Below are 26,279 nucleotides of genomic sequence, written 5' to 3'. Positions count from 1 at the left end.
GCGCCAAACTAGATGAGGAACGAACCGCAAAGGACACAAAGAAGAAAGAAAATTTGGCGCAGCCTTACAAAGAAATGGTATAAGAACTACGGCACAATTAGTTTTTATAAACTATTAATTATCTTGCAAAAGTCCCATCAGAAATTAAAGATTCTTGAATAATGACTAATAACGCTTAAGAAGCCGATCGCTGCTGGTCAATTTGCAGTGGAATATTTTCCCGCACTAGTTGCCAAAAATGTTTGATGGGGGGAATTTGCAGACGGTCTTGAGTTGTTACCATAACTACCCGACGAGTCAAACTGGAACCATCTGCTAAACCACTAGTATTATTGCTGGCTAAGGAACGAATCGCCAGGGTAGGGTCAAGACGAGCTTCCAATAATGCTGATTGAGGTAGTAAAGCTATCAGTTCTCCTTGGCGCACGACTCCCCGAAAGGCATCTAGGGTATTTACCTCTAAAGCCGACTGGAGTGTAGCTTCCATCCGCTCAAATCTATCTTGGATTAAGCGTTGCATCCCATAGCCATCTTTAAAAACCACTTGGGGATAACGAATTAGCTCCGACCAAGGGATGAATTCATATTGTGCTAGGGGATGATTCGCTGCGGTTAAAACTTCTATAGGTTCATCGTAAAGTACTTCTACCACCATTTCTCTACTGGTGGTTAAAAAGCGATTATTCATCACAATTGCTAAATCTACCAATCCATCTTTGAGGACTTTCAGGGCGCGATCGCTCCCCAATGAAGTCACTCGCAATTGCACATCTGGATAATCATGACAAAATTTTTGCAACACTGGTGGTAAGTAAGATCCACATAGGGAGTGAATCACGGCAACACAAAGTTCTGGTTGCTTTCCGGCAATTAAATCAGCCAATTCTTCTGTAGCAGTCTGCCACTCTTGGCAAATTTTGCGGACGCGGGGTAACAAACGTTCACCTCCTAACGTCAGTTTGGCATGAGTGCTTCTGTGAAACAGTTCTATCCCCAAATCTGCTTCTAATGCTTGGATTTGGCGACTAATTGTCGATTGAGTAACACCAGATGTTCGCGCTGCTTGTTGAAAGCTGCCGGTTTGGGCGATCGCTAGAAAGGCTTGCAACTGCTCTAGGCGCATTTTTATGTAGCCTGAATTACATTTATCAGTTTTATTAAGTTAACGGATTTTTATCCACAATTTAGTAGAGTTTGTTACAGCTTTTTTTCTCTGATTGATATTTAAGTAAATCAGATTTGACCGCCTTTGTCCTGAATGATGCGCTTTGCACCGATTTTTTCGGTAAATTTCGCCAAAAAAAATAATAGAGGGCACAAACTACATCTGTACCCTCCTAAAGTGTGTGTGGTGAATACTATTTTCTGGAGCGAGAACCTGCTACTTCATCAGGATCGCCATAAGCCCGGACTTTTTCGCGATTACGTAGTCCAGCTAAACCAGCTAAACCTAGCAAACCTAGCCAACCAAAATTGAAACCGCGATCGCTAGTTCTTTCGGAAGTTACGACGCCTGTATTCCTGTTAGTACCTGTGGCATCAGTGCCCGTGCCTGTAGTATCAGTACCTGTTGTGCCAGTACCTGTGGTATCAGTGCCCGTGCCTGTTGTTCCAGTGCCTGTGGTATCAGTACCGCCAGTACCTGTTGTTCCAGTACCTGTTGTTCCAGTACCTGTTGTTCCAGTACCTGTTGTTCCAGTGCCTGTTGTGCCAGTACCTGTTGTGCCAGTGCCTGTTGTGCCAGTGCCTGTTGTGCCAGTACCTGTGGTATCAGTACCTGTTGTGCCAGTACCTGTGGTATCAGTACCTGTTGTGCCAGTACCTGTTGTGCCAGTGCCTGTTGTGCCAGTACCTGTTGTGCCAGTGCCTGTTGTGCCAGTGCCTGTTGTGCCAGTGCCTGTTGTGCCAGTGCCTGTTGTTCCAGCGCCTGTTGTGCCAGTGCCTGTTGTGCCAGTGCCTGTTGTTCCAGTGCCTGTTGTTCCAGTGCCTGTTGTTCCAGTGCTACCACTGGAGCTTCCGCTACCGGAGCTTCCGCTACCAGAACCCCCACTACCGGAGCCTCCACTTTGGGCAGAAACTGAAGGAGGTAAGGATACAGAAGCGAAACTGATGGCAAAGACAGTAGCTAAAACAGCTTTAGATAAATCGAAAGGCTTCATGCTTATGGTTCCTTTTATGTTCTAGATTTGTGTGGTTAATTGATTTACAAAAGCAATATTGTCTCTTCAATCCACTGCTAAATTAGGTAAATTCTGAAAAGATAGATTGAAGAGTGTTTACTTAGCTTCTTGTGGAAAAGTCGAAAGGATTTGAAAATACCACAGCAACTTACTATTCGTCACATTAAGCAAAATAACTCATAATCAGTAATTACTCTTTCAGGATTAAGAACCTACGAACAAATTCGCTTGTTCAAAACAATAGAAACTAAGTATTGTATTTACTTCTATCCATGCCATTTTATTTAATTACTTATTGTGAATTATTTTGTTCCTGTTAGATAGCATGAGTGTTAGTTTTCGCCGGACTTCTACTTAACTAAAAACTTTATACAGCCAGATGCTGATAGCAGTTGAGACTCTATTAAGAATACTTCACAATACTATTTCACCTGAGAACTTATAACTTCATACTCAAGATGTGTCTTGCTTTAGACTTAAGGAATACTTTTATTGTCAGTTAAGTAGGACGGCGTAAATAATTAAAGGTTTGTAGCAAGGTTTTTAGTCCTCTCTTCTCTACGGCACGCTGCACTTCTCTACGAGACGCTGCGCGTAGCTTGCTTCCACGTTCGCGGAGCGTGCCGTAGGCAAGTGGTACGACTCCGCTCAGTGACCACACTAACGAGACGCTACGCGATTAAAAGTTGACACTGAAATTTACCATTCGGCTAAAGCGATCGCAATTCCTTGTTTTAAATCTGGTGTGATTGCGTCATTATTTGCTAACTGCTGCAATTGTTGATGTGTGGCTTCCCCATCCAGATTTTTTAGTGCTGCGATCGCATGTAGTCTCACCGATGCATTAGAATCGCCTAGCAGCGAAATCAATGGTTCAATTGCTTGCATTTCGCCTAACTGTCCTAAAGATAAGGCGATCGCACTTTTGATTTTAGCAATCTCTGTGGCTGGATGGTGCGTTCGCGGAGCGTCTCGTAGAGAAGCTTGCCGTTCGCGTAGCGTTCCGCAGGAAAGGCATCGCAGTATTTGCAGTAAGATTTCTGTCGCTGGTGTAGTTAACTGCGGTTTTTGGACTCGTCCCAAAACTGTGACAATTTCTTGCCATACTGTCTCGGAAGTGCTTTGATTCAGTGCTGTTTGCAAATATTCCAAACTCGATAACGTCCCCACCCAACTTAAAGCGCGGATGGTTTCTAATTGCAGCGTTATTGGTGTCTGGGGTGAAATCAGCAAATCAAATAAGTGTTTGGCAGCGTCATCACTACCAATTCGAGAAAGGGTAACTGCGGCTGCACAACGAACATCAAGGTTAAAGTCGTAAAGTTTGGGTTGCAGTCTCGTTATTAAATCTAATGCTTGGTGTAAGTCGGGGCGAAAACCTAAACCAAGCACTGCTGCACGCCTGACTGTGGCGGCTGTATCATCCAAAGCTTTTAATAATACTGGCGGTACACGTTCGTCATGAAAACTGCTGAGGGCTTCAATTGCAGCGGCGCGGATTGCTGCTTGTGGATCTTGCACTACACTCAACAGCGGCGTGATGGTTTCTGGTTGCCGAATACAACAAAGCGATTGCACTGCTAACAATCGTGTATTTTCATCTAATAGAAGTTCAGTTAGTGAAGCAATGGCAACAGTACCCATTTGTGCCAGTGCTGTCGCTGCGATCGCTTTGAGTTCTTCATCCTCATCATTTTTCAACAATTCAACTATTGACGCGATCGCTTCTGGGTGTTTAAATTCGCCCAAAGTCCTGGCTGCATACCAACGCAACTCTTCTTCTGTGTCTTCATCTTCTAATATTTCAATGAGATGTGGGATGGCAATATTTCCTAAGTTAGTCAATACTTTGGTGATTTCCCAGCGTTGCTGAAAATCCCCCATCTCTAACATTGAAAGTGTTAATTTCAGGAGATATTCTCGATTTTTAACTATCTCTGGATCTTCCGAGTCTGCCCCTAAAATCAACTGTTGCAAATATTGAATTAGTGATGACCAATCAGCGGCATTATGTGCTGCCTCGGCTTGTACCAAAAGCTGTTTGATGTTACTCACAATATCTTGCTTTAATTATCATCTTCTGCCCTCTGCCCTCTGCCCGGTTGTTGAGTTTCGACTACGCTCAACTGCCGCGTAGTCGAAACACTGCCCCCTGCCTCCACTAAGTTGGCTTGACTACAACCGAATTACCCTCAATCTTGGCGGCGTAAGTTTTTAGTGGATCTGTTGCTGGGCCTTTTTGCACTTTACCATCGGCTCCAAATTCCGAACCATGACAGGGACAAGCGAATTTTTTTGCATCAGCTTTCCATGCTACAGTGCAACCTGCATGAGTACAGGTAGGGTTAACAGCAGTTATTCCGGCTTTAGATGTGCCGACTACCAGCACAGGCCCAGCAGGTGAGTCTTTTGCTAGCAATTGACCTGTTTTATCTAATTCTGCCGATGTACCTACTGTTTGCCAATCTTTAGATACTGGAGTTGTTTGAGAAGAACAAGCTGCGATCGCTACAGGTAGAGAACTCGCAATCAAACCCAAACCTACCCAATTAATAAAATCACGACGTTTCATAGCTGCTGAAATAATATCTAAGTTTTAGCTAACATCTGCAATTCAATTTTGGATTTTAGATTTGGGATGAATCTATGGCGATCCAAAATTGCTTCAGTCATCTCAAATACCGTTGATTAAGCGTTCTACATCGTTCATTGATGACTTTAATGTAAAAAGTGCATAGTATTCATGCGTTTTTTGTAGATTTTCCCAAAAAACGTAACATTTTATACGATTTTAACAAAAATCTCATCTTAAGTTATGAGTATCGAAATTGTTACATGAACATTATCTAAACCTGCTTGACAAATTCCCAAGATGTAAGTGGCCACAAATTTTCTTTAACTAACCACGGATTTGAAGTTTCGCGTAGGAATGTTCTTGAGTAAAAATAATCAGCCGTAGTTAAATATTAAGTTTTTATTCCCTAACCCTCGTAGATACAACACCTGATGTAACTACGGATTGATTGGTATTGGGAAATTACGACCACAGTTCCCGATCATATCAGTAATTTGCAACGAGATTCAGCCTCATGACAGACACAGCAACTACCACTAACCTTAATAAGTTTGAGAAATTAAAAGCAGAAAAAGATGGACTCGCCATCAAGAGTGAAATAGAGAAATTTGCCGCTTTGGGTTGGGAGGCGATGAACGAAACAGATCGCGATCATCGACTCAAATGGGTAGGCGTGTTTTTTCGCCCAGTTACTCCAGGCAAGTTTATGATGCGGTTGCGGATGCCTAACGGTATTCTTACTAGCAGCCAGATGCGTGTTTTGGCCCAAGTAGTGCAGCGTTACGGTGATGATGGTTGCGCTGATATTACTACCAGACAGAATATTCAATTACGGGGGATTAGGATTGAAGATTTACCAGATATCTTTAATAGATTTCACGCAGTTGGTTTAACCACTGTGCAGTCAGGAATGGATAACGTCCGCAATATTACAGGCGATCCTGTGGCGGGGTTAGATGCAGATGAGTTGTACGACACGCGAGAGTTGGTACAACAAATTCAAGATATGCTTACCAATAAAGGGGAAGGAAACCCAGAGTTTAGCAACTTACCACGGAAGTTTAATATTGCGATCGCAGGTGGACGAGACAATTCGGTTCATGCTGAAATTAACGATTTAGCTTTTGTGCCAGCATTTAAAAATAGTGCTGAGTGCCGAGTGCTGAGTGCTGAGTCTTTTTCCCACTCAGAACTCATTTTTGGGTTTAACGTTTTAGTTGGTGGCTTTTTCTCAGCTAAACGTTGTGAGGCGGCGATTCCTCTAAATGCTTGGGTGGCTCCAGAAGATGTAGTAGCTTTATGTAGAGCGGTTTTGGAAGTATTTCGCGATCGTGGACCACGTGCTAATCGGCAAAAATCCCGCTTGATGTGGCTAATCGATGAATGGGGTGTAGATAAGTTTCGAGCAGAAGTAGAAAGCCGTTTGGGTAAATCATTATTACCCGCAGCCGCAAAAGACGAGATCGACTGGGAAAAACGCGACCACATCGGGGTATATAAACAAAAGCAAGCCGGATTAAATTACGCAGGTTTACATATTCCTGTTGGTCGGTTGTATGCCGAAGATATGTTTGAAATCGCTCGTCTGGCAGAAGTTTACGGCACTGGCGAAATCCGTTTCACAGTTGAGCAAAACATTGTTATCCCCAATATTGCTGAGTCGCGTTTAGCAACATTTTTAACAGAAACGTTGCTAGAAAGATTTTCAGTTAATCCTGGTTTATTGGCGCGATCGCTAGTATCTTGCACAGGCGCACAATTTTGCAACTTTGCCCTGATTGAAACCAAAAATCGCGCCCTGGCAATAATTAAAGTCTTAGAAGAAGAGTTAACCTTCACCAACCCAGTACGAATTCACTGGACAGGTTGCCCCAACTCCTGCGGACAGCCGCAAGTTGCAGACATCGGCTTGATGGGAACTAAAACTCGCAAAAATGGCAAAACCTTGGAAGGTGTTGACATCTATATGGGCGGCAAAGTTGGCAAAGATGCCCATTTAGGAACTTGCATCATCAAAGGCATACCCTGCGAAGACTTGCAGCCAATATTGCAAGATTTACTAATCAAAAACTTCGGGGCGAAACTCAAGCAAGAAGCCTTACTAGTTGGTAACGGCTAGTACTTATCGGGGGTATTCGGCATTGGGTAAAACTCATACCTCGACCTTAAAGGCTTAACCTTCAACCTTAAAGGCTTAACCCTCGACCTTAAAGACTTAACCTTCGACCTTAAAGACTTAACCTTCGACCTTAAAGACTTAATCCTCGACCTTAAAGACTTAATCCTCGACCTTAAAGACTTAATCCTCGACCTTAAAGACTTAATCCTCGACCTTAAAGACTTAATCCTCGACCTTAAAGGCTTAACCCTCGACCTTAAAGGCTCATTTTTTCTTACCTCTTCACCGTATTTTATTCAATTAGAAAGATTGGAATGCTTAAAAACTTATTTTCATTTAGCGATCGCTACCGGATCTTACATCAGACTTGGTTTGCTTTCTTTCTCACCTTTGTTTGTTGGTTCAACTTTGCCCCCTTCGCTACAACCATTGGCAGAGAACTACATCTAGCACCAGAACAAATCAAAACTTTAGGCATCTGTAACCTCGCCCTCACAATTCCCGCACGACTAATTATTGGGATGCTTCTGGATCGTTTTGGCCCCAGAATCACCTACTCAATCCTGTTGATGTTTGCGGTTGTTCCTTGTTTAGCAACAGCGCTAGCACAAGATTTTAATCAACTAGTCATCAGTCGTTTGCTGATGGGGATTGTCGGATCTGGGTTTGTAGTTGGTATCCGCATGGTGTCCGAATGGTTCCAGCCGAAAGAAATGGGAATTGCTCAAGGTATTTATGGCGGTTGGGGCAACTTTGGGGCTTTTGGCGCAGAATTTGCCTTGCCGATACTTGCAGTTTCTACGAGCTTTTTCGCTGGTGGTGCTTCCAACTGGCGATTTGCGATCGCACTTACAGGGATTATTGCAGCCATCTACGGCGTAATTTATTACAATAGCGTCCAAGATACGCCCACTGGCAAAGTCTACAAGAAACCCAAGAAAAATGGTTCTCTAGAAGTAACCAGTGTTAAAAGCTTCTGGGCGATGATTGTCTCAAATTTTGGTTTGATTTTCGCCTTGGGTTTATTGGCTTGGCGTTTGGAACAAAAGAACATTCACTTCCTAACTTTGAACCAAATGTATCTGACTTGGTTACTATTAGCAGGATTATTTGCTTACCAAAGTTACAAAGCTTGGCAAGTAAACCGAGAACTTTTAATTGGCAAGAAAACTTACGCTCCATCAGAACGCTTCCAATTTGGTCAAGTAGCTTTACTCGAATTCACTTATATAACTAGTTTTGGCAGCGAATTGGCAGCCGTGTCCATGCTCCCAGCATTCTTTGAAAAAACTTTTGCTTTAGAACACGTTGTTGCTGGGATGATTGCCGCTACCTATCCCTTCTTAAATTTGATTTCTCGTCCTAGTGGTGGCTTAATTTCTGATAAATTTAACTCCCGGAAGTGGACAATGACAATTATCAGTGCTGGCATTGGTGTTAGTTATTTGATGGCACATTTTATTAGTAGTAGCTGGCCGATTCCAGTAGCGATCGCAGTTACAATGTTAGCCGCTTACTTTGCCCAAGCTGGCTGCGGTGCAACCTACAGCATCGTCCCCCTAATTAAGAAAGAAGCCACTGGACAAATAGCCGGTAACGTCGGAGCTTACGGTAATTTTGGCGGCGTAGTTTACCTGACAATTTTCAGCTTAACCGACGCTCCCACACTATTTTCCACAATGGGTTTAGCCGCACTAGTCTGCGCCTTTATGTGTGCCTTCTTCCTCAAAGAACCAAAAGGTTCCTTTGCCGCTACATTTGAAAGTGAATTACCAGAAACCGCAACGAAAAACCCTATCTTCTTAACTGAAGAATAATTAACTGAAAGATGAAGTAGTAAAATTAACTATCAAATCTGAATTAGGAACTTTACACTTCATCCTTCTCTAGCAATCTTAATTCATAAAAATTCCTCTTTATTCTCTCTATTGATGCAAAAACCCTTTCTAACTCTCTTAACTTTGCGCTCTTTGCGTTCTTTGCGGTTCGTTTACTCATTCTCTTCTTCTTCTCTTCAAGCAGAATAATAGTAAATTACAAAATTGGGAATGCTCTATCTGCGGTTCGTAAAAAAATAATTTCCATGAAAATTTATGAAAAAACGAACCGCAAAGGACGCAAAGGACGCTAAGGAATAAGAGTTTCAAAGAGTTTTTGCATAACACACAAATTTTTCAAACTGCCGCTACATCTAAGGTTGCACAATCAAAACAATAAAATGGTACAACTGCCATGAGTGAATTTACCAAAACTCTCTGTCCCTACTGTGGTGTTGGCTGCGGTTTAGAAGTTTCACCCCCAGCCCAACTTGGCAAAGCAACTAATCGAGACAGCCAAGGAAATCCAACTTGGCGGGTGCGCGGCGATAAAACCCATCCATCCAGTCAGGGAATGGTTTGCGTCAAAGGCGCAACGATCGCAGAATCTTTAGATAAAAATAGATTACATTACCCAATGGTGCGAGACTCCTTAGATCAAGAGTTTCGCCGCGTTAGTTGGGATGAAGCTTTTAATCTCATAGCCAAACGTATTCAAACTATCCGCTTCACCCAAGGGCCAGAAGCCTTATGTATGTATGGTTCCGGTCAGTTTCAAACTGAGGATTATTACATCGCCCAGAAACTCATGAAAGGCTGTTTGGGTACTAATAATTTTGATGCCAACTCTCGCTTATGTATGTCTAGTGCTGTGGCTGGCTACATTCAAAGCTTTGGCTCAGATGGGCCTCCATGCTGTTACGAAGACTTGGAGTTAACCGACTGTGCATTTTTAATTGGTACTAATACAGCCGAATGTCACCCCATCGTTTTTAACCGCCTAGAGAAATATCACAAAAAGAACCGCAAAGTCAAAATGATTGTGGTTGATCCCCGTCGCACACCAACCGCAGAAGCCGCTGATTTGCATTTAGCCATTCGTCCCGGTACAGATATCGACTTAATGAACGGCATCGCCCACTTGTTGATGCGCTGGAACTACATTGATACCATGTTCATGGACGACTGCACCAGCAACTTTCCCGCTTATGCTGAGGTTATTCGCCACTATCCGCCAGAAGTGGTAGCTCGTCAATGTGGAATCAGTATTGAAGATTTAGAAACAGCAGCACATTACTGGGGTAAATCTGAGCGAGTATTGTCTTTGTGGTCAATGGGTGTAAATCAATCTTCAGAAGGGACGGCTAAAGTAAGAACGATTATTAACCTGCACCTGATGACTGGACAGATTGGCAAACCTGGGGCTGGCCCTTTTTCTCTCACTGGTCAACCGAACGCGATGGGAGGACGGGAAGCTGGAGGTTTGGCGCATTTATTACCGGGTTATCGGGCGGTGAAAAATCCTCAGCACCGTGCAGAAGTTGAGGAATTTTGGGGACTCCAGCCGGGACAGATTTCGCCGAATCCCGGTTTGACTGCTTGGGATATGATGATTACTGGGTTGGAAAATGATGCTGTAGGGTTACTGTGGATTGCAGCTACCAACCCAGCTGTAAGTATGCCAGATTTAGAGCGGACTAAAAAGGCATTGTTGCGATCGCCTTTCACTATTTACCAAGACGCATATTATCCCACAGAAACCTCTGCCTACGCTCATGTTTTGCTACCAGCAGCCCAGTGGGGTGAAAAAACTGGCGTGATGACAAATTCCGAACGCGTAGTAACTCTGTGTTCAGCATTTCGCCAACCGCCAAGAGAAGCTAAAGCCGATTGGGAAATTTTTGCCGAAGTTGGACGTAGATTAGGTTTTGAGAAAGAATTTGCCTTTGCTAACTCTGCTGAAGTTTACGCTGAGTTTGTCAAACTAACTAAAAATCGCCCCTGCGATATGACAGGTATCAGTCACACGCAATTACAGACACAAGGCCCGACGCAATGGCCTCACCCTGAAGAGAGTGCTGAGTACCGAGTGCTGAGTACTGAGTTTAAAGAAACAACTCAGCACTCAGCACTCAAAACTCAGCACTCTAAAAGACTCTACACCAATCTCCGCTTCCACACCCCTGATGGACGCGCTCGATTTGGGGCATATTACTCCAAAGGATTGGCAGAACCGCCAGACCCAGATTATCCGTTTGTGCTAACTAATGGAAGACTTTACGGACACTGGCATACGCAAACACGCACCGGTCGAATTGAAAAAATTTGCAAAATGCATCCCGAACCGTTTATCGAAATTCATCCCCGTGATGCTGCTCGGTTGGGTATTGTCGATAGTATGTATATAGAAGTGCGATCGCGTCGTGGTAAAGCCAAGTTTCCTGCTAAAGTGACAAAAGCGATCGCGCCTGGTACAGTTTTTGTGCCTATGCACTGGGGTTCGCTGTGGGCAGATAATGCCGAAGCCAATGCCCTCACCCATCCAGAATCTTGCCCCGATTCGCTGCAACCAGAATTAAAAGCTTGTGCTGTGCAGTTGATACCAATTTCGCTGGAAGTTCCCATCAAAGATTATCAACTCCAGTCCTCACAATGGTAAGTTGCAAAGTTTACCTCGAAAGTGATAATTTATAACCAGCAATAGGTAATTTTGTCAATAATTAATAGTCAATAGTTATTATCATTTTTTATAACTCTCTAATTTTGACTGTTACCAATTACTATATCTAAAGAGGTAAAAGTCTAGCAATAAGAGGTTTTACTAGAGTTGTTTTAGCTATAGATAAAGAATAAAAAAGCATAGAAACTTACAAAAAATTGTCAGACATCTTTTTTTAAGAAATTCTGGCGGTTCCAGTCTAGAGAGCTAGGCCATCAGCAAGTTTTTTGCCAGGGTCAAAGAGTTGCAAAACTTAATTACGAATTACGAATTATTTTTAATCCTCTAGATTTATCTATGGGATTTTCTTTTATTTAAAAATCGGGTGCGGCAGATGAAAAAGTTACTGAGGCAAATTCTAGGGGCTACCAAAGATGAGAACTTCATGCACATCATTGAAAACATAGAAGTGCTAGTTTCTAAAGTTCTATCTATTTTTATGGTGGTCGTAATTTTGGTAGCGATCGCAGATTTAGGAATCTTTATTTTTAAAGAATTATTTACAATCCCTTATGGTAAGTTTAACACAACCCTATATAAGGTTTTCGGTTTATTTTTAAATATTTTAATTGCCTTAGAAATTCTAGAAAATATTACAGCCTATTTAAGAAGACACGTTTTTCAAGTTGAATTAGTGATTGTCACTTCTTTAATTGCTGTTGCCAGAAAAATTATTATTCTTGACTTAGAAAAAATTGGAGGTCTTGATATAATTGGTCTAGGTGTAGCTATTCTTGCCTTATCAATTAGTTATTTGATAATTCGTCTCAGTAATTCCAAAGATGTAAGTTAATTGAAGGAGGCAGGAGGCAACAGGCAACAGTATAATGAGCTAATTTCAAATACTTTCTTATGACAGATTTCTTTAAATTTGAAGCAGACTTTGTTGATTCTCTGCGTTGCATCCCCATGCACGTGCGTTGCAAATTAGATACTTGTGGCATCAAGCTAAAATTGCCTGACTGGAATCAAATGACGACAGATGAACGGCAAGCTTTAGTCGAATTACCTTGCACTACAGAAACAGAAATTCAGTCTTACCGCGAAAATATCGAGCAATTAATCATACAACGCACAGGTATACCAGCTACAAAATTGCCCATCGAGCCTCATCCTGCATGGCTAGACTCTGCCACTGTACCAGCTAGCCTTCAGGAAAAAGCTCAAGAAATAGGTGTAACCCTGACACAGCAAAATTGGGCAGCTTTAACACCCTTACAGCGTTTTGCTTTGATTAAACTCAGCCATCCAGGACATGAAAACAAAAATTTTCCTAGAGCGATCGCAGAATTTCATCTGCTTTAATTTATCATGCGATCGTAATCGTTGAATTATGGTCGTGTTCCTGTAAAATTTATTACATTTTGTTAACTTGCCACTCTGAAATGATACATGACAGCACAGTGATTGATGTTAGGTATCAAAAAATCGTATATAAACTAACGCCGAAAAAAGCTGACTCTAAATTAATATTTAATATATCCGCCTCAATCAGCAGGTACTAGAAATCACCGGTCACTTTGCCCAAGCGAATAAACCGATTGCTGCCATCTGCCACGGCTTGCAGGTATTAGCGGCTGCTGATGTACTGCAAGGCAAGGCAAAAGATGTACTGGCTACCCTACTTGTAGCCCAGATATCAAGAGTGCTGGAGGAATCTATGTTAATATCGCTGTCGATCGGGCAATAGTTGATGGTAACTTGGTGACAGCACCACCTTGGCCTGCTCACTCACATTGGCTAGCAGAATTTATCAAAGTACTTGGAACTAAAATTGAACACCCAGAACTGACTACAGTTGTTTGAGATAAGATACCAGAAATATTTTACTTCACTTCATAACAGTTTCTTCCCCCACTCCCTACTCCAAAAGAGCTTTGGCAAAAACAACTGACAACAGACGACTAAAAATTATATATTTTTGAAATGGAACTAAATGCAGTAAAAAATACTATTTTTTAATAAATTGCAGTGGCTTTAATTTGCAGCTACGATGTCAAAAGTACAGCATCCAGACAATCTGATTTATCCGCCTAACAAGTCAGTTTTAGGGCAAACTCTCAGCAGATGGAATACTTCTTTACATGAGGTGAAACAATTTGAAATTTTGCACCAATAATTTTAAATTTCTTAGCAGTAAGTGAAGCTATAGTGGATTTAGCAATGCTGCTGCTAATGTGGCTAAGGTTAGTCCTGCTGCCAAATTATGTGAAGAATTAGTTTAGAAACGCACTTCTTATCGATGACAGGCAAAAACGCAAGACATAATGCATTTCTGCGGCTAGTGTCTGGTAATGGGGCAGCTTTGGGAGCAGAATCTCGCTACTCGCTGCCCCCCAGTAAAGAGATGGTAATTGGACGCGACCCCAGCTGCCAAGTTGTCTTGGATGCCATGATGTACCGAATGGTATCTCGTCGTCATGCAGTGGTTCGTCCCCTCTCTCTATCCCCAGATAGCAAATTTAGCTGGGTGCTTTGTGACTTGAATAGTGCTAATGGCACTTATTTGAATGGACAACGCTTATATGAATGTCAGGAATTGCACCCAGGCGATCGCATTTCTCTAGGTGCTGATGGGCCGCAATACATTTTTGAATACGAGTATACCTCACTGACTCCGGCGACGACAGTCAACCAAATTACACCACTGCCTTCGGCGACTAATTACCACAACCACACGCAATTAAAGCAGCCAGATTCTGTTAGCTTCACCCAGCTTTTTCCAATTATTTCCACTGGTAAAGATTTAACTAGTAAAGCTTACCTCGTACCGGGAATACTGACCGTAATTTTTGTGGTACTGATGTTCGCTACAGTCGGTCGGCCCCAAGCTAATCAAGTGATCGTAGCAAGTTACATCGCCTTTGCTGCCTACTATTTTGTTTACCAACTTTGCGGAAAACAGAAGCCTTGGTGGGTGCTAATGGCTACGTCATTGGGTACAATCCTGATTTTGCTCAGTCCACTGTTGGATCTATTTATTTTCGTATTTCGCGGCATCTTGCCTGGAAGCTTGCCCACACCCCAAGAATCTATCACCTTCACAGAGCTACTGGTGCGGATGTTTTTTGGCGCTGGGTTGATGGAGGAATTACTCAAGGCATTACCTGTATTAGGGGCTTTTGCCATCGGTAGAATGTTGTCTTCACCTTGGCGAGAACGCATCGGTATCTGGGAACCTCTAGATGGTATTCTCCTGGGTACGGCTTCTGCTGTTGGCTTCACTCTCTTGGAAACCCTCGGTCAGTATGTGCCTGATATCACTCAAAATGTCACGCAACAGGTGGGTATAGGGGCTGCTGGTCAACTGGCAGGTTTACAACTGCTAATTCCGCGAATTTTAGGCTCTGTAGCCGGACACATGGCTTATAGTGGCTACTTGGGTTATTTTATCGGGTTGGCTGTCCTCAAACCTAGTAGAAGTTGGCAAATTCTGTCTATTGGTTATCTGAGCGCCTCTGCGCTCCACGCTCTCTGGAATGCTACAGGGTCAATCAATGCCTTGCTGTTGGTAGTTGTTGGAGTGTTATCTTACGCCTTTCTGATGGCGGCAATTCTCAAGGCACGGGCGCTGTCACCGACGCGATCGCAAAATTTTGCTACCCGATTTCTTGGCCCAAAATAGGGGAGTAGGGGAGCAGGGGAGCAGGGGAGCAGGGGAGAATAATTCTTGACAAATGACCAATGACAAATGACAAATGACAAATGACCAATGACAAATGACCAATGACCAATGCTTGAGTATTTACCTCTTAGGATAGATGGCCTAATTTGAAAAGCAGCGTATTGTTAACCTATTGTGGAGTAAATATACTTACAAAAATAAAAATCATTAAAATTGTTGCACAAAGTGTTGATTTTCGACTCTTCCTTTGCGTAAGGCAAACCAACATCTTTGCAAAAGACACCTCAAAATAGAGTAAACAGCAAAGCGCGGGTTACACGAACACAATGCATAATGAAAACTTTTCCTATCCCCTACTCCCTACTCCCCATTCATACTTCAGACTGAGACTTGTTAAGTTCAGTAAAAGCATAAGAAGCGATCGCTAAACTAACCTTTGCTTTATCTACTTCTGATAAAGCTGTCCACTCACTATTTTGAAGATTACTGAGTGCAGATGCCGCGTTTTGCGATTCGCTACTTCGCATAGCATAAGCAAAAGGACGAGCCAAGACGATAAGATCCTCTGTTCCCCAAGCTGGTAGCACTGACTGAACGCACTCAACCAGTTGCTCGCTGATTAATTGGCGAGCAGCAAATATCTCAGCAGCTTTGCTGGCGATGGTGTTGAGCAATATTTGGGGGACACAGGCAGAAAAATTTGTACGTAATGTTTCTTGGAGGTTAAGCACTACTGCCTGTTGTAGGTTATTATTGTGCTCGGATGTAGGAGTAATACTAGACCAAAGTGTATCTAGATGTCCGTAAAAATCTTGCGATCGCCTCATTAGTTCTTCATCAAGCAAATCTTCCATTCCGAACTGTTGTTCTAGTTCTTGAAAATAAGCTTCTGATTCCTCATCACCTGGATTCCAGGGATAGTTAGCATCTTCTGGTTCTAGTAACGCTTCTAATAACTCTAAATCTACTTGAGATGGCAAAGATGGGAAAGTGTCTGAGCCGTTAATTTTGTGAGCCATATTTTCTTCCCTCATGATTATTTGGTGGTATTGACAGCTACAAGTTCTAAGAGGAGATTTCCGCAAAAACTGTTGATTTTTTCTCTAAAAAAAACAGATTTTAAAAGCTAATGCTAAAGGCTCAAATTCATTTATGCAATAGCTCCGCTAGGAGTCTTCAATCACAAACTCCCAGGTTTCACCTCTAGCACTTCCAAACTTTAACTGCATTCCCGATTTCAAAGGGACTTCCTCCCGGAGGATTTGTTGCCAGCCATTAGGGCCTAAAAACCAGGTTGTCCCGTAGGTGGAAAAATCTTGCAAGTAATAAGTTCGCATTAGTGTAGCATCTGTAAGAGTGTTGCGGCAGAAGATTTCGGCGTGGCGTTTGGATACAGATGGTTCGGGGATGACAATATCATTATCTTTCGTGCGGCCGATGCGGGTAACTCCATAACGCAGTAACCAGGTTTTACCTTTTGGAGTCAGCGATCGTAAACTTGCAGTTGGAAGCGAGGAACCGACCTCAGGAATGGCTGTATCTGGTAGTTCGGTAATACCTTCATCCAGATTTTTAATCAGTTCGCCATTAAAATCTGGATGCAGGTAGAGAACAGGCAAAGTCCAAGCAGGTTGATTAAATTTATACAGTGTTAACAACTCTTGCCTAGCCTGTGCTACGGCTTCATCAATTGGCTTGTGCGATCGCAAAGCTTCGGTAAAGGCTTGAATAAAACTGTGGCTTTCATGGTCAGCGATTTCATCGCGCATCCCCAAAACCGCAGGCACACCATGACGAATCAATACTTCTGCTAAACTACTGGCAGGGATAGCTTGATGATTGATCGCAGCTGGTTGTGCGCCCCAACAGGCGTTGAAAACCGCTAATTTCACACCTGTACGGGTCAATACTTGCGCCAATTCTATCCCATTGAGGGGCATATCTGGTCGCAAAAACAGTAACCCTCCGTCTGGGTCTGGCAAACCATGACCAGCGTAAAAGAAAACATTATATTCTTTGGTTTCTAATTCATCAATCAACTGTTGTGGAGTTGGTTGAATGAGTTGATTCACTACACAAGGTGCATATCTTTGGGAGTTACTAGGCGTATCTGCAAGAGCTTGCTGTAACATAGCGCCTTCTTGTTCTAGTTGCAGCTTGTCATCATGACCTAAAACCAGCAAGATACTTAAAGCTTGGTCAGTTCGCAAATGCGGTAAAGCGTCAACTTCAGTGGTGGTGCGACTAAATAACAAATCTTGCGAGAGAGACATAGCCGATTGACCAGGCTCACGCTGCATAATTTCCCAAGGAAAAGCGATCAGATCCGGGTCGCGGATTTCTAGTCGAAAGCGCAAACGTGTATGCTGACCCATAGCAATACCGCGACTGCGTTCTAGACTACCAAGAATTTGCCCGTCGAATACCCAACGCCATAAATTCATTCCCAAGTATTGCATCAGACGACTGGTGTAGGGGCCAGTAGGTTGACCTGAAGGGGATGAAATCCAATCTATGGGAAATGGGTTGCTCTTTTGAGATGTTGAGTTAGGGGAAATATCTAAGCGACCATGACCAGCAAACATCTGCTGCCATTCGTGCCACACTTGGGTAAGTTCAACAGGCCATACACAGTCATGTAAAACGTAGCCACTGGGATACGGAGCCTTGACCACCCAAATGGCGAAGTTGTCAGTGCCAGTATTTACGAGACGGGCGATCGCCAAATTCAGGGATGGCATGGATTCATTAAATTAAAAGCTAAAAAAAATAATTTCAAGAGAAGAAAACAGATACGCCAGAATTCAGAATTCAGGAGTCAGAATTCAGAAGTCAGGAGTGGGGGATTTAAACCCGACATTAATTGTTTTGCACTAAATTAGAGATATGGTGGGGTTTTGAACTCGGTTATTCAGCGTTCGACTGAGCGCTCACGCCGAAGTCTACCAGTCGTAAATAATTGATTTATTCTGAATTCTGAATTCTGACTCCTAAATTCTGTTTTGATAACAATTCTCCAAGGTGAAAATTTTCTACTTTTTTGACCTTGCAAGTTTTTTACTCTGATTGTTACCTGTTATTATTCCAGGTTTTTACCAGTTTATCGAGTATTTGATTAAGTTGGACTGGTGTCAGCTGGTTCGGTAACTGGCGGTTGCGTGACAGTTCTACATGGATTTGGTGCGTCTGATTGTAAAACAATGCCAAAACGGTTGACTTGAGAGGAGTTTAGCAATACTGTTGCTGGCAAAGGTTTTGAATTTGGTGGAACTGAGTTAGTTACAGCGGGGTTATTAGTATTAGCTGGAGTTTGTGTACTTTTATTAGCACAGACTCGCATAGACACCAGAAAACTCCCAGAAGCAGGTTTGGGATTTGATGTTTTATTAATAACTTCTAAAAAAGTCCCACGGGGAAGTGATTGGTTGTTTCCCAAGGAGATGTCATTGTTGGTTTGAATTACCCAACCAGGAGAAAGATTAGCCAGCGATCGCGGTGTAGGTGTCGCTTCGATGCCAGGGTTTTGAGTTTGTAAGGGATTGGAAAAAATTGGAGAGGTTCCTCGCAGTTGCCTGACGAACAATCCTAAAAAACCTGCTGCCACCACAAATATTAATGGAACTATCCACTGTAGTGGGAATTGACGAGTTTTAGCCGGCTCAGTGTCTGGAATCACCTGAGTTTTGTGGTTTTGACTGCCTAAAACTGTCGCATCTGTGGCCCTGGATGCTAAATCAACAGTTTTGGCAGAATGACTCTGGGGAATTATTGCTTGGATGGTGATTTCTGGTTCCCAATATTGGACTTGATAGTGAAGTAAAGCGACGGTGACATTATCGTGTCCATTTTTAGTATTAGCAATTTCGACTAATCGATCGGCAACAGTTGCTATATTTGCTTCCCCAACTAAAATCGGCAAGATTTCTGTTTCCCAGTACTCCTCTACCCGATCGAAGTCACTCAAACCATCGGATGTGAGCAGAAAAACAGCATCTTCATCGAGCATAAACCTTCCCGATGTGGGATGCAATGAAGTGCTAGAACCCATCCCCAAAGCTTGGACGAGAGAGCCAGCGGCACTCTGTTGCACTGCCTCGCGGTAAATGGCATAACCTAGTCGCACTTCACGGGAGGCGACATCATCATCAAGGGTAACTTGATAACAGCCGTGGCGTGTAATCCAGTAGGCACGACTATCACCGACGTGGGTAATGTACATTTCATGAGCAACAGGCAATGCCATGACTAAAGTCGTGCCCATGCGTTGACGCCCTTGGCGATTTTCACTGTCATTGCGTTGACTGATTTTGTCGTTGGCCATTGCCACTGCCTTATCTAGGTCATTCAGCAGCATTTCAGGGTCTATGTGGTCGTAAGGAACCTTTGTTAGTTGCTGTACCTGCTGCTGGATGGTTTCAATGGCTAAATTTGAGGCGACATTGCCACCCTCGTGTCCACCGATGCCATCACAGACAATTGCTAAGGCTGTTGGCTGGGGTGGCTTGCTCACTGGAGTTCCACTGGGGGGGCTACAAGCATCTTCGTTACGTTGACGACTCGGCCCGGTGTCGGTTTTGGTGATAATTTGGATCGTGGGTGTTTGCGATCGCCCTAACCCAGCCAGTCCCCGATCTAAAACTCCGATTAATTGATCGGTGGAATTAATCTCTCCCTGAATTAAAGCTAGGCTAACGCGATCGACAAATTCTGCGATCGCTGGTTTGGCAGTGCTGACCAACTGCTGCCAAAATTCACCTAATTGCGGCAATTCTGGTGATGTGGCGCTGTCAAAACGCAATTCCAACAACCGGACTAACGATCCTTCTACCCGTAATACATAAGAGTCAAGTAAGCTAGAGGCCACACCTTCACTTACCAGAGGTTGCCACAGATGAGCTATTTGCCATAACCAATTCAGTTGGCGCATTGATGTTGCATCACGCCAAGCGGTGGTTAACTCGCTGCCCAAATGTACTTGTTGGATAGTGTCATCTACTAATAGTGGCGGTTTTTCTAAGAGTAATATTTCTTGGTGGGAAGACCCGTCAGCAACAAAAAGCACTCCATATACCTGCGGTACGTGTAGACGGTAAGGAATCAGTCTCAGGTACGCTTTTAGAGGCTGCAAATTATCTAACTCAGGCGTTAGCGCTAATAAACCGGGCTTCGTATCTAAAAGAAGAAATTTATCAAGGATTAAATAGCGATCGGCTAATATTTCTCCAGGGGTACCCACACTTGGGCTATCTACTACAGCCCAGAGATAATTTTTGGGTAGGGGCGTGGAACATCGCTGGCAAAACTTGTGAGTCAGGGGGTTGGCAGCCTGACAATTTTCGTTTGGACAGTAGAGCGTTGCCGCGTCATTTTCCATAGTTTTCGCACCGATCAGCGATTGGCAATTTCTTTAATAGCATTAGTAGGGACAATCTAGACCGCTCATCTTTCTTAAACTTGACATACCCAGACTTTAGATGATGATTTTAGCTGGCGGATATCAGCAGGTGCTAATACTTATCCGAATCCAAAAAATACGCTCCTAACTCAACCCTACAGCCTAATCATAGCTTCTATTGCCCTGTGACTCTTCATCGCCAAAGCAACTAACTCCAACCCTGTCACCACAGCATAACCCAAGCATAACTGCGCGATTTGTTTTTGCTAAATTACTCCATCATTAACAGGCAGAGAATGTTGGTATTTATTTAGTTTATAAGTAGGATAGCAAGAATTAACTTTAATTAAGAATTAAGAATAGCAAATATTAATTTTGGCAAAAGTACCTGAGAAATGCAGTGACTCTAAGAATCTTTTTCGGACTGCTGTTAGTGGCAGCGGCGGGGTTAGCCAGTGCTGAGTTAAAAAGTAGACTTATGAATTTTTCCACTCTCAGCCGAAACACTTTTAACTCAGCACTCTTTGTACAGAAGGGTTTGGGCAGCCAGCTACCAACTCATTGGCTTATTGTTTGTCGTCAATGGCAACTTGAGGGACTCCCATGCTGTAATTAGTAACACGGGCAGAAAGATTGTAGCTGACTTCGCCGAGTTGCAGAAGCGATCGCAGATAATGCTCTAAGTCTGACCCCACACGGCGCAAGTTATAGTCCGTGAGGTCTGCGCCACTAGATGCTTCTACTAGTTCATCAAATTTTCGATAAATTTTTTGCAGTGCATCTTCATTCCAATTAAATTCGTTATCTGGGTCAACATCTAAGGTTAAGACTTGTTGACTAGGAACTAGATCGCCATCCCGGTCAATTTCACCTGCAAAAATGCGGATGTGCCGGGTTGTGGACTTGAGCAGCATCGGGTTATCCATAAAAAGGTGTAAGATTTGCGTGGATTACACTGAAATTATTGTAGACCTTATATCCGAGCTTGAATGCTCCCAATTTAAAAGCTTTGAATGCTGTTTTAAAAGGGTATATTGAATGGGCATAAGTAAAAATATCACCTTTGCTGATGAGTTTGCTACTTCTGTTATGAGTTGAAGATATATTTAACTGCTAGTACTGACAGTAGTCGAATTATTTTTCTGTAAAAATTAATTGGTAGAGTATTTTCATTTAGTCTACAAATCTGACTTACTGCTAAGATTTTTGGACTCAATCAAGCCCAAAACACAGTAGGGCAAGGCACTCAGCATAAATAATTTGCTCTGTGTGCTTTTTTTATAGAGAACAAAAGTTTTGACATTAATAATTATGCCGAGCAATTTATCCTGAATTTTATATTGCAAAAAACGTACATCAAGTAATTTCACGCAATAGCGCTACATCGACTGCTGGCTTTAAGAAACTCAAAAAAAGTCAGCGGTTTTACTTACGTATAAACACCAAAATTAGAGTAACAAGTCAAACTGTTATTGACGTTCACATAAAGTTGATGTAAAAACCTTTAAAAAGGTTGAACAACTTCTTACAGAAACTTTATTGTGTAGAATCTTAAAAACTGAATAATAGTTATGGCTTACCATAAGCTACATCTGGCACAGAAACCTCAAAATCTAGACACTGAAAATCTAGCTTGAAAATACACCACAGGAGAGTGAAATGGAATACAAAGGTGATTGATGAAGAAAAATTCTTAATTCAAGCACTTTGGATTCAAAAGAGATATAAAGAATTTTGCTGGACATCTACCTCCTTACCCTCATGACAACCAAGTAAAGGAATCTCAATAGTTATGAACTCCAAAGCATTACCACGCCAGATAAATAATCTCGAAGTAGGTGTTTATGAGTGTGAAATACATCTCAAATTCCGGTTGATTGAGGAAAAGAGTCTATTAAGCGATCGCGAGCAACTCTTACAGGTGCTACTTGATGCTTTAACCGAAGGTTCGGATGACTTTCTAGAAACGCTCCAAGCGTCCGTTAAAGCCCAGGAAGTATCTGAGTTTAAAGCCTCGCCTCAAATGCGGCGTCAGCTAATGCGCTTGCGTAATGTAGCGGAAAATTCTCCAACCTAAAGGTGTAATTTAAGTAGTGAAAAACGTGAATTGGGCATCAAATCAAATGTTGATCCCATACCCCCGTTGCCATAAAAACTAAGCAGTCAGTAGATTTCATCAAATATTTTGATTTCTACCTTGTGAAAGTCTTATTTAGCAGCACAAAGTCCCAGGAACAGTTTCCGCTATTAAAAACTTTGTAGCAAAGGGTACTGGTAGAATCTGAAAGCAAATTCAGCCGGGTGCATTTTACCGAGTTTTTATCAAAACATTGCAGAATAATAAAACCCTGTGTCTTTACAGATGGGGAATCGGATAACAGGCGCAAATCAAATGAAAATCTAAAAGACCGAAGTAAAATAAATAACCTTTCTTTTAGCTTTTTGCTTAAGCTAAGTGCCTGATTTGCTGAAATACTTATGTTTTATCTATTACTGGTAATAGGTCATGGTTTAACAGCCGGTTAGCTATTATCAATTACCCAGAGGCAAGGGAGACAAGGGGACAAGTCTCTCCCTTCTTCCTTGTCCACCTTGTCTACCTTGTCATCTTCTCCATACCCAATACAACTCTTGGAGAGGCTTCACTTCTCTACGAGACGCTCCGCGTAGCTTCCCGCAGGGAAGGGCAGTACAAGAATTCCCATCCCTATTTAGCAAGACCGTGTTCCAGAGCAAAACGAACTAACTCTGTACGGCTATTGGTACCGGTTTTACTAAACAAACGGCTGACGTATTTTTCTACATTACGGACGCTGGTTTCTAAGCGACGGGCGATTTCTTTGTTCATCAACCCTTCTGCGACCAAATTTAAAACACTTTGTTCTCTGGGAGTCAAATCAATTTTAAAAGGGGCTGGCGATTGGGAAATAGCATTTCTTTGAGTTAACAATGCCTTTATTTGGGCAATCTGATTGGCTAGTTCAGCAAGATCGGGGGTTTCAGCGTCATCTCCCGTACTCGCAGCCTTAGCAGCGCGACGGGCTAGCAAATTTTCGACTATAGCCACTAACTCGTCTGGATCGAAGGGTTTGGGTAGATAGGCATCAACACCAGCGTGATAACCTTGAATGCGATCGCCTGTCATACCCTTAGCAGTTAAAAATACTACCGGTAGTGCTTGGAAACGGGGGTCTTCCCGTAGTTGCTTCAGGAACTGATAGCCATCCACTTGAGGCATCATCACATCGGAAATCACTAAGTCAGGTGTATTCACCTGCATCCATTCCCAACCTTCAAGGGCGTTACTGGCGACTTGAACGCTGAAACCGCTCTCTTGCAAATAGTCTTTCACGGCTTCCCGTATCCCTGGTTCATCATCCACCAGTAACAATTGTGCTGACATTTAAAATTCCCTTGAGTTTTCCTTTTTCCAATTTAGCGAAAGTTGGTAGGCATTGAGCAACTTGAATTCACCTCTACCGCCTCTAAAGCTTTTAAAGTTCACATCTCTGCCTCCGTCAACCCTGCTGCTGGATTAACCATCGTGCCCTCATCGGGACGATCTGACCGCAAAGATTGCCGACATTTCCCTATAGCCACATCCCAACAGTTGATGGTTTCATGTTGGCTACCGTTAACGAGAGTTGGCTCGTCTTGACTCAAACTAAGCGACCATATAGTAAGCCAGTCTCCATGAGCATAAAAAGAGCGTCATTATCAATTACGAATTTTTTTGATTTCTGCAAGCCGCACACTCGTGACTTTTAGTCATGCGAGGTTCAAAACCCTTACCATTGAGGATTTTCCATAATTAATGCCTCTGCTGCCGAGCTATTTAACGGAACTGAGAAAAAATGTCCCTGGCCATATTGACAGTTTAACTTTCTTAGAAGTAATAGTTGCTCTTTTGTCTCTACCCCTTCGGCAAGCACATCCATACCTAGCTTGTGTGCCAAGGCGACAATTATCTCAATAATTTCTAAATTCTTACTATTAATGCCCATCAAGCTGATGAAAGAACGGTCAATTTTCAACACACTAATCTGAAAGTTATAAAGACCACCTAATGAGGAATAGCCCGTACCAAAGTCATCAATTGATAACTCAATCCCCATCTCTCGAAGTTGCAAGATTGCGGCAGTTACCTTATTGCCATTTTCCACAATTGCATTTTCAGTAATTTCTAGCATTAAAGTGCCAGCATCAAGGCCAGTTGAGTGCAAAATTTGCCCAATCTGCTCTATCAAATCCGGCTGAGAAAATTGCTTGACGGAGAGATTAACACTAATTTTCTCTAGTAATTTAGAACAATGGCATACTCGCCAAACTTGCATCTGGCGGCAGGCTTCATGCAATGCCCATTTGCCAATGGAGAAAATTAGTCCAGTTTCCTCTGCTAGGGGAATAAAATCTGCTGGATTAAGCAGACCACGGTCTGGATGCTGCCAGCGTAACAGAGCCTCAAAACCTAAAATAGAGCCGCTAGTGAGCGAAACAATCGGTTGGTAATAGACCCGAAATTCTTCGCGTTCAATTGCTCGGCGCAAATCGGTTTCTAACTGCAATCTCGCTAGAGCATTAGCATACATATCTGAGTTGAATAGCTCATAACGCGCTTTGCCTAGCACCTTGGCTCGGTACATTGCTGTATCAGCATCCCTCAATAGTTCTTCTGGGTGTTGATAGTCTACTGTCGAACTCAACGCGATGCCAATACTTGCCGTGATAAAGACTTCTTGTCCGCCAAGCTCAAAGGGTAACACCAGTTCCTTCTGAATTCGTTCAGCTACTGTGATGGCGTCTGCCACATCTTGAATTCCTTCAAGCAGGATTGTAAATTCGTCTCCCCCAAGCCGTGCAGCTGTATCTATAGAGCGTATACATACTTCTAACCTACTTGCAGTAGCAAGCAATAATTGGTCTCCATTTAAGTGCCCTAGACTGTCATTGATCACCTTAAACCGATCTAGGTCGATAAATAGCACAGCAAATAGATAATCTGAATGCCGTTTTGAATAATTTATCGTATGTCTTAGGCGGTTCATAAATGCAGCGCGGTTTGCCAGACCCGTCAGTGCATCGTGAAAAGCAAGGTGCAGCAGTTGTGACTCGACTCGTTTACGCTCTGTAATTTCATTGAGCAATTTCTGATTTGCTTTTACCAGTTCTGCTGTCCGTTCCGCCACCCGTATTTCTAACTCACCGTAAGCTCGGTGCAACATTTCTTCAGCTTGTTTGCGTTCACTGATGTTGCACAGCAGCCAACGCCAGCCAAGGTACTTCCCCTCAAGGTCATATACTACAGATGCTTTCACACTAGCAGGGAAAGGCATTTCTCCCCGTGGCTGTAGGTAAATTTCCCAGTTCAGTATCTCTTGCAAATTGTTTATTTGAAAGCTAAAGGACTGGCGGTCTTGTTGAGCAATAAAAAGAATTAATGGTTTACCTACTAAATACTTTTGTTGGACACCGAGCAAAGTTGCTGCTACATTATTTGCCTCTTGGATTGTCCCGCTGGTATTAGTTACCAAGTAACCATATGGAGCAAACTCAAACAAATCTTGGTAACGCTGCCGCTCTTTCTCTAATACGGCTCGTGTTTCCTCTAACTCCTCGGAAGCTATAAATAGTTCTTCCATTGCGGTGTTAAGTTCCTCGAAAGCCTCTGCGATCATCTCCTGTTGTGAGTTCAGTTTAGTTCCATCGCATTGTAATAGTCCCTGTATCTGTGAGCGCAATTTCTCTATTTGTTGGCTAAATCCATCCACTTTCATGTTGCTCAACTCACAAAACTATGAAGCGTAGCTGTAAATGAAGAGAGCAGGGGAAGCAAACCCATGCTTTCCTCA

At 42.8% G+C, this 26,279-nt stretch carries 18 protein-coding genes and 1 pseudogene; 8 read left to right on the top strand and 11 right to left on the bottom strand.

Annotated elements, in window-relative coordinates:
• Positions 1–175: 175 nt before the first annotated feature.
• The 4 genes from V7K61_RS28955 to V7K61_RS28940 form a co-directional block, all read right to left on the bottom strand.
• Positions 176–1,123 carry a LysR family transcriptional regulator gene (locus V7K61_RS28955; protein ID WP_335058881.1) on the bottom strand — a complete coding sequence of 316 codons (948 nt, stop codon included), beginning with the start codon at positions 1,121–1,123 and terminating at the stop codon, positions 176–178.
• A gap of 235 nt (positions 1,124–1,358) precedes the next feature.
• The gene (locus V7K61_RS28950) at positions 1,359–2,159 is read right to left on the bottom strand and encodes a WGxxGxxG-CTERM domain-containing protein (protein WP_335058879.1); all 801 of its coding nucleotides are present in this window, start codon (positions 2,157–2,159) and stop codon (positions 1,359–1,361) included.
• A gap of 720 nt (positions 2,160–2,879) precedes the next feature.
• Positions 2,880–4,238, bottom strand: a complete 1,359-nt coding sequence (locus V7K61_RS28945) for a HEAT repeat domain-containing protein (protein WP_335058893.1) — start codon at positions 4,236–4,238, stop codon at positions 2,880–2,882.
• A 103-nt stretch (positions 4,239–4,341) separates the two neighbouring features.
• Entirely contained in the window at positions 4,342–4,752 is a 411-nt protein-coding gene (locus V7K61_RS28940; RefSeq protein ID WP_335058877.1) for a QcrA and Rieske domain-containing protein, read from the bottom strand.
• Positions 4,753–5,269: 517 nt separating this feature from the next.
• Here V7K61_RS28940 and V7K61_RS28935 point away from each other — a divergent pair.
• The 7 genes and pseudogenes from V7K61_RS28935 (at position 5,270) to V7K61_RS28905 (ending at position 15,035) form a co-directional block, all read left to right on the top strand.
• On the top strand, positions 5,270–6,874 hold the full coding sequence (locus V7K61_RS28935) for a ferredoxin--nitrite reductase (RefSeq protein ID WP_335058875.1): 1,605 nt from the start codon (positions 5,270–5,272) through the stop codon (positions 6,872–6,874).
• Between the two features lie 314 nt (positions 6,875–7,188).
• On the top strand, positions 7,189–8,691 hold the full coding sequence (locus V7K61_RS28930; RefSeq protein ID WP_335058873.1) for a NarK family nitrate/nitrite MFS transporter: 1,503 nt from the start codon (positions 7,189–7,191) through the stop codon (positions 8,689–8,691).
• 415 nt (positions 8,692–9,106) lie between these two features.
• A complete protein-coding gene (locus tag V7K61_RS28925; protein ID WP_335058871.1) occupies positions 9,107–11,350 on the top strand; it encodes a molybdopterin oxidoreductase family protein in 2,244 nt (747 codons plus the stop codon).
• Between the two features lie 394 nt (positions 11,351–11,744).
• Positions 11,745–12,203: a phosphate-starvation-inducible PsiE family protein gene (locus tag V7K61_RS28920; protein ID WP_335058869.1), complete on the top strand. Its 459-nt coding sequence runs from the start codon at positions 11,745–11,747 to the stop codon at positions 12,201–12,203.
• A gap of 59 nt (positions 12,204–12,262) precedes the next feature.
• Positions 12,263–12,715 (top strand): nitrate reductase associated protein, encoded by a 453-nt coding sequence (locus V7K61_RS28915; RefSeq protein ID WP_335058867.1) that lies wholly within the window; start codon positions 12,263–12,265, stop codon positions 12,713–12,715.
• Positions 12,716–12,887: 172 nt separating this feature from the next.
• A pseudogene (locus tag V7K61_RS28910) lies at positions 12,888–13,216 on the top strand (DJ-1/PfpI family protein); the annotation flags it as partial.
• A 436-nt stretch (positions 13,217–13,652) separates the two neighbouring features.
• The gene (locus tag V7K61_RS28905; protein WP_334839771.1) at positions 13,653–15,035 is read left to right on the top strand and encodes a PrsW family glutamic-type intramembrane protease; all 1,383 of its coding nucleotides are present in this window, start codon (positions 13,653–13,655) and stop codon (positions 15,033–15,035) included.
• A 371-nt stretch (positions 15,036–15,406) separates the two neighbouring features.
• On the opposite strand, the gene V7K61_RS28900 is transcribed toward V7K61_RS28905, so the two are convergent.
• The 4 genes from V7K61_RS28900 to V7K61_RS28885 form a co-directional block, all read right to left on the bottom strand.
• Positions 15,407–16,054 (bottom strand): hypothetical protein, encoded by a 648-nt coding sequence (locus V7K61_RS28900; protein WP_335058864.1) that lies wholly within the window; start codon positions 16,052–16,054, stop codon positions 15,407–15,409.
• A gap of 147 nt (positions 16,055–16,201) precedes the next feature.
• Positions 16,202–17,776, bottom strand: coding sequence for a CHAT domain-containing protein (locus tag V7K61_RS28895; RefSeq protein WP_335058862.1), 1,575 nt, complete (start codon positions 17,774–17,776; stop codon positions 16,202–16,204).
• A gap of 374 nt (positions 17,777–18,150) precedes the next feature.
• Entirely contained in the window at positions 18,151–20,409 is a 2,259-nt protein-coding gene (locus V7K61_RS28890) for a protein phosphatase 2C domain-containing protein (RefSeq protein ID WP_335058860.1), read from the bottom strand.
• Between the two features lie 587 nt (positions 20,410–20,996).
• On the bottom strand, positions 20,997–21,356 hold the full coding sequence (locus V7K61_RS28885) for an NAD(P)H-quinone oxidoreductase subunit M (protein WP_094350943.1): 360 nt from the start codon (positions 21,354–21,356) through the stop codon (positions 20,997–20,999).
• 866 nt (positions 21,357–22,222) lie between these two features.
• On the opposite strand from V7K61_RS28885, the gene V7K61_RS28880 reads away from it, so the two are divergent.
• A complete protein-coding gene (locus tag V7K61_RS28880) occupies positions 22,223–22,507 on the top strand; it encodes an Npun_R1517 family heterocyst differentiation transcriptional regulator (RefSeq protein ID WP_094350942.1) in 285 nt (94 codons plus the stop codon).
• A gap of 630 nt (positions 22,508–23,137) precedes the next feature.
• Here V7K61_RS28880 and V7K61_RS28875 read toward each other — a convergent pair.
• The 3 genes from V7K61_RS28875 to V7K61_RS28865 form a co-directional block, all read right to left on the bottom strand.
• A complete protein-coding gene (locus V7K61_RS28875; protein WP_335058858.1) occupies positions 23,138–23,833 on the bottom strand; it encodes a response regulator transcription factor in 696 nt (231 codons plus the stop codon).
• Positions 23,834–23,931: 98 nt separating this feature from the next.
• A complete protein-coding gene (locus tag V7K61_RS28870) occupies positions 23,932–24,093 on the bottom strand; it encodes a hypothetical protein (RefSeq protein ID WP_335058857.1) in 162 nt (53 codons plus the stop codon).
• 125 nt (positions 24,094–24,218) lie between these two features.
• Complete coding sequence (locus V7K61_RS28865; protein WP_335058856.1) at positions 24,219–26,204, bottom strand: sensor domain-containing protein; 1,986 nt, start codon at positions 26,202–26,204, stop codon at positions 24,219–24,221.
• Between the last annotated feature and the right edge of the window lie 75 nt (positions 26,205–26,279).

It is taken from the genome of Nostoc sp., from assembly GCF_036918015.1.
Lineage (GTDB): Bacteria > Cyanobacteriota > Cyanobacteriia > Cyanobacteriales > Nostocaceae > Nostoc.
The sequence above is the reverse complement of the archived record's forward strand: the minus strand, read 5'-3'. Positions and strand labels throughout refer to the sequence as shown.

Excerpts from the sequence above, each read along its gene's own strand:
- V7K61_RS28880 (WP_094350942.1), top strand. The coding sequence starts at position 22,223 with ATGAACTCCAAAGCATTACCACGCCAGATAAATAATCTCGAAGTAGGT.
- V7K61_RS28930 (WP_335058873.1), top strand. The coding sequence starts at position 7,189 with ATGCTTAAAAACTTATTTTCATTTAGCGATCGCTACCGGATCTTACAT.
- V7K61_RS28920 (WP_335058869.1), top strand. The coding sequence starts at position 11,745 with ATGAAAAAGTTACTGAGGCAAATTCTAGGGGCTACCAAAGATGAGAAC.
- V7K61_RS28935 (WP_335058875.1), top strand. The coding sequence starts at position 5,270 with ATGACAGACACAGCAACTACCACTAACCTTAATAAGTTTGAGAAATTA.
- V7K61_RS28950 (WP_335058879.1), bottom strand. The coding sequence starts at position 2,159 with ATGAAGCCTTTCGATTTATCTAAAGCTGTTTTAGCTACTGTCTTTGCC.
- V7K61_RS28955 (WP_335058881.1), bottom strand. The coding sequence starts at position 1,123 with ATGCGCCTAGAGCAGTTGCAAGCCTTTCTAGCGATCGCCCAAACCGGC.
- V7K61_RS28915 (WP_335058867.1), top strand. The coding sequence starts at position 12,263 with ATGACAGATTTCTTTAAATTTGAAGCAGACTTTGTTGATTCTCTGCGT.
- V7K61_RS28940 (WP_335058877.1), bottom strand. The coding sequence starts at position 4,752 with ATGAAACGTCGTGATTTTATTAATTGGGTAGGTTTGGGTTTGATTGCG.
- V7K61_RS28895 (WP_335058862.1), bottom strand. The coding sequence starts at position 17,776 with ATGCCATCCCTGAATTTGGCGATCGCCCGTCTCGTAAATACTGGCACT.
- V7K61_RS28925 (WP_335058871.1), top strand. The coding sequence starts at position 9,107 with ATGAGTGAATTTACCAAAACTCTCTGTCCCTACTGTGGTGTTGGCTGC.
- V7K61_RS28890 (WP_335058860.1), bottom strand. The coding sequence starts at position 20,409 with ATGGAAAATGACGCGGCAACGCTCTACTGTCCAAACGAAAATTGTCAG.
- V7K61_RS28885 (WP_094350943.1), bottom strand. The coding sequence starts at position 21,356 with ATGGATAACCCGATGCTGCTCAAGTCCACAACCCGGCACATCCGCATT.
- V7K61_RS28900 (WP_335058864.1), bottom strand. The coding sequence starts at position 16,054 with ATGGCTCACAAAATTAACGGCTCAGACACTTTCCCATCTTTGCCATCT.
- V7K61_RS28875 (WP_335058858.1), bottom strand. The coding sequence starts at position 23,833 with ATGTCAGCACAATTGTTACTGGTGGATGATGAACCAGGGATACGGGAA.
- V7K61_RS28865 (WP_335058856.1), bottom strand. The coding sequence starts at position 26,204 with ATGAAAGTGGATGGATTTAGCCAACAAATAGAGAAATTGCGCTCACAG.
- V7K61_RS28905 (WP_334839771.1), top strand. The coding sequence starts at position 13,653 with ATGACAGGCAAAAACGCAAGACATAATGCATTTCTGCGGCTAGTGTCT.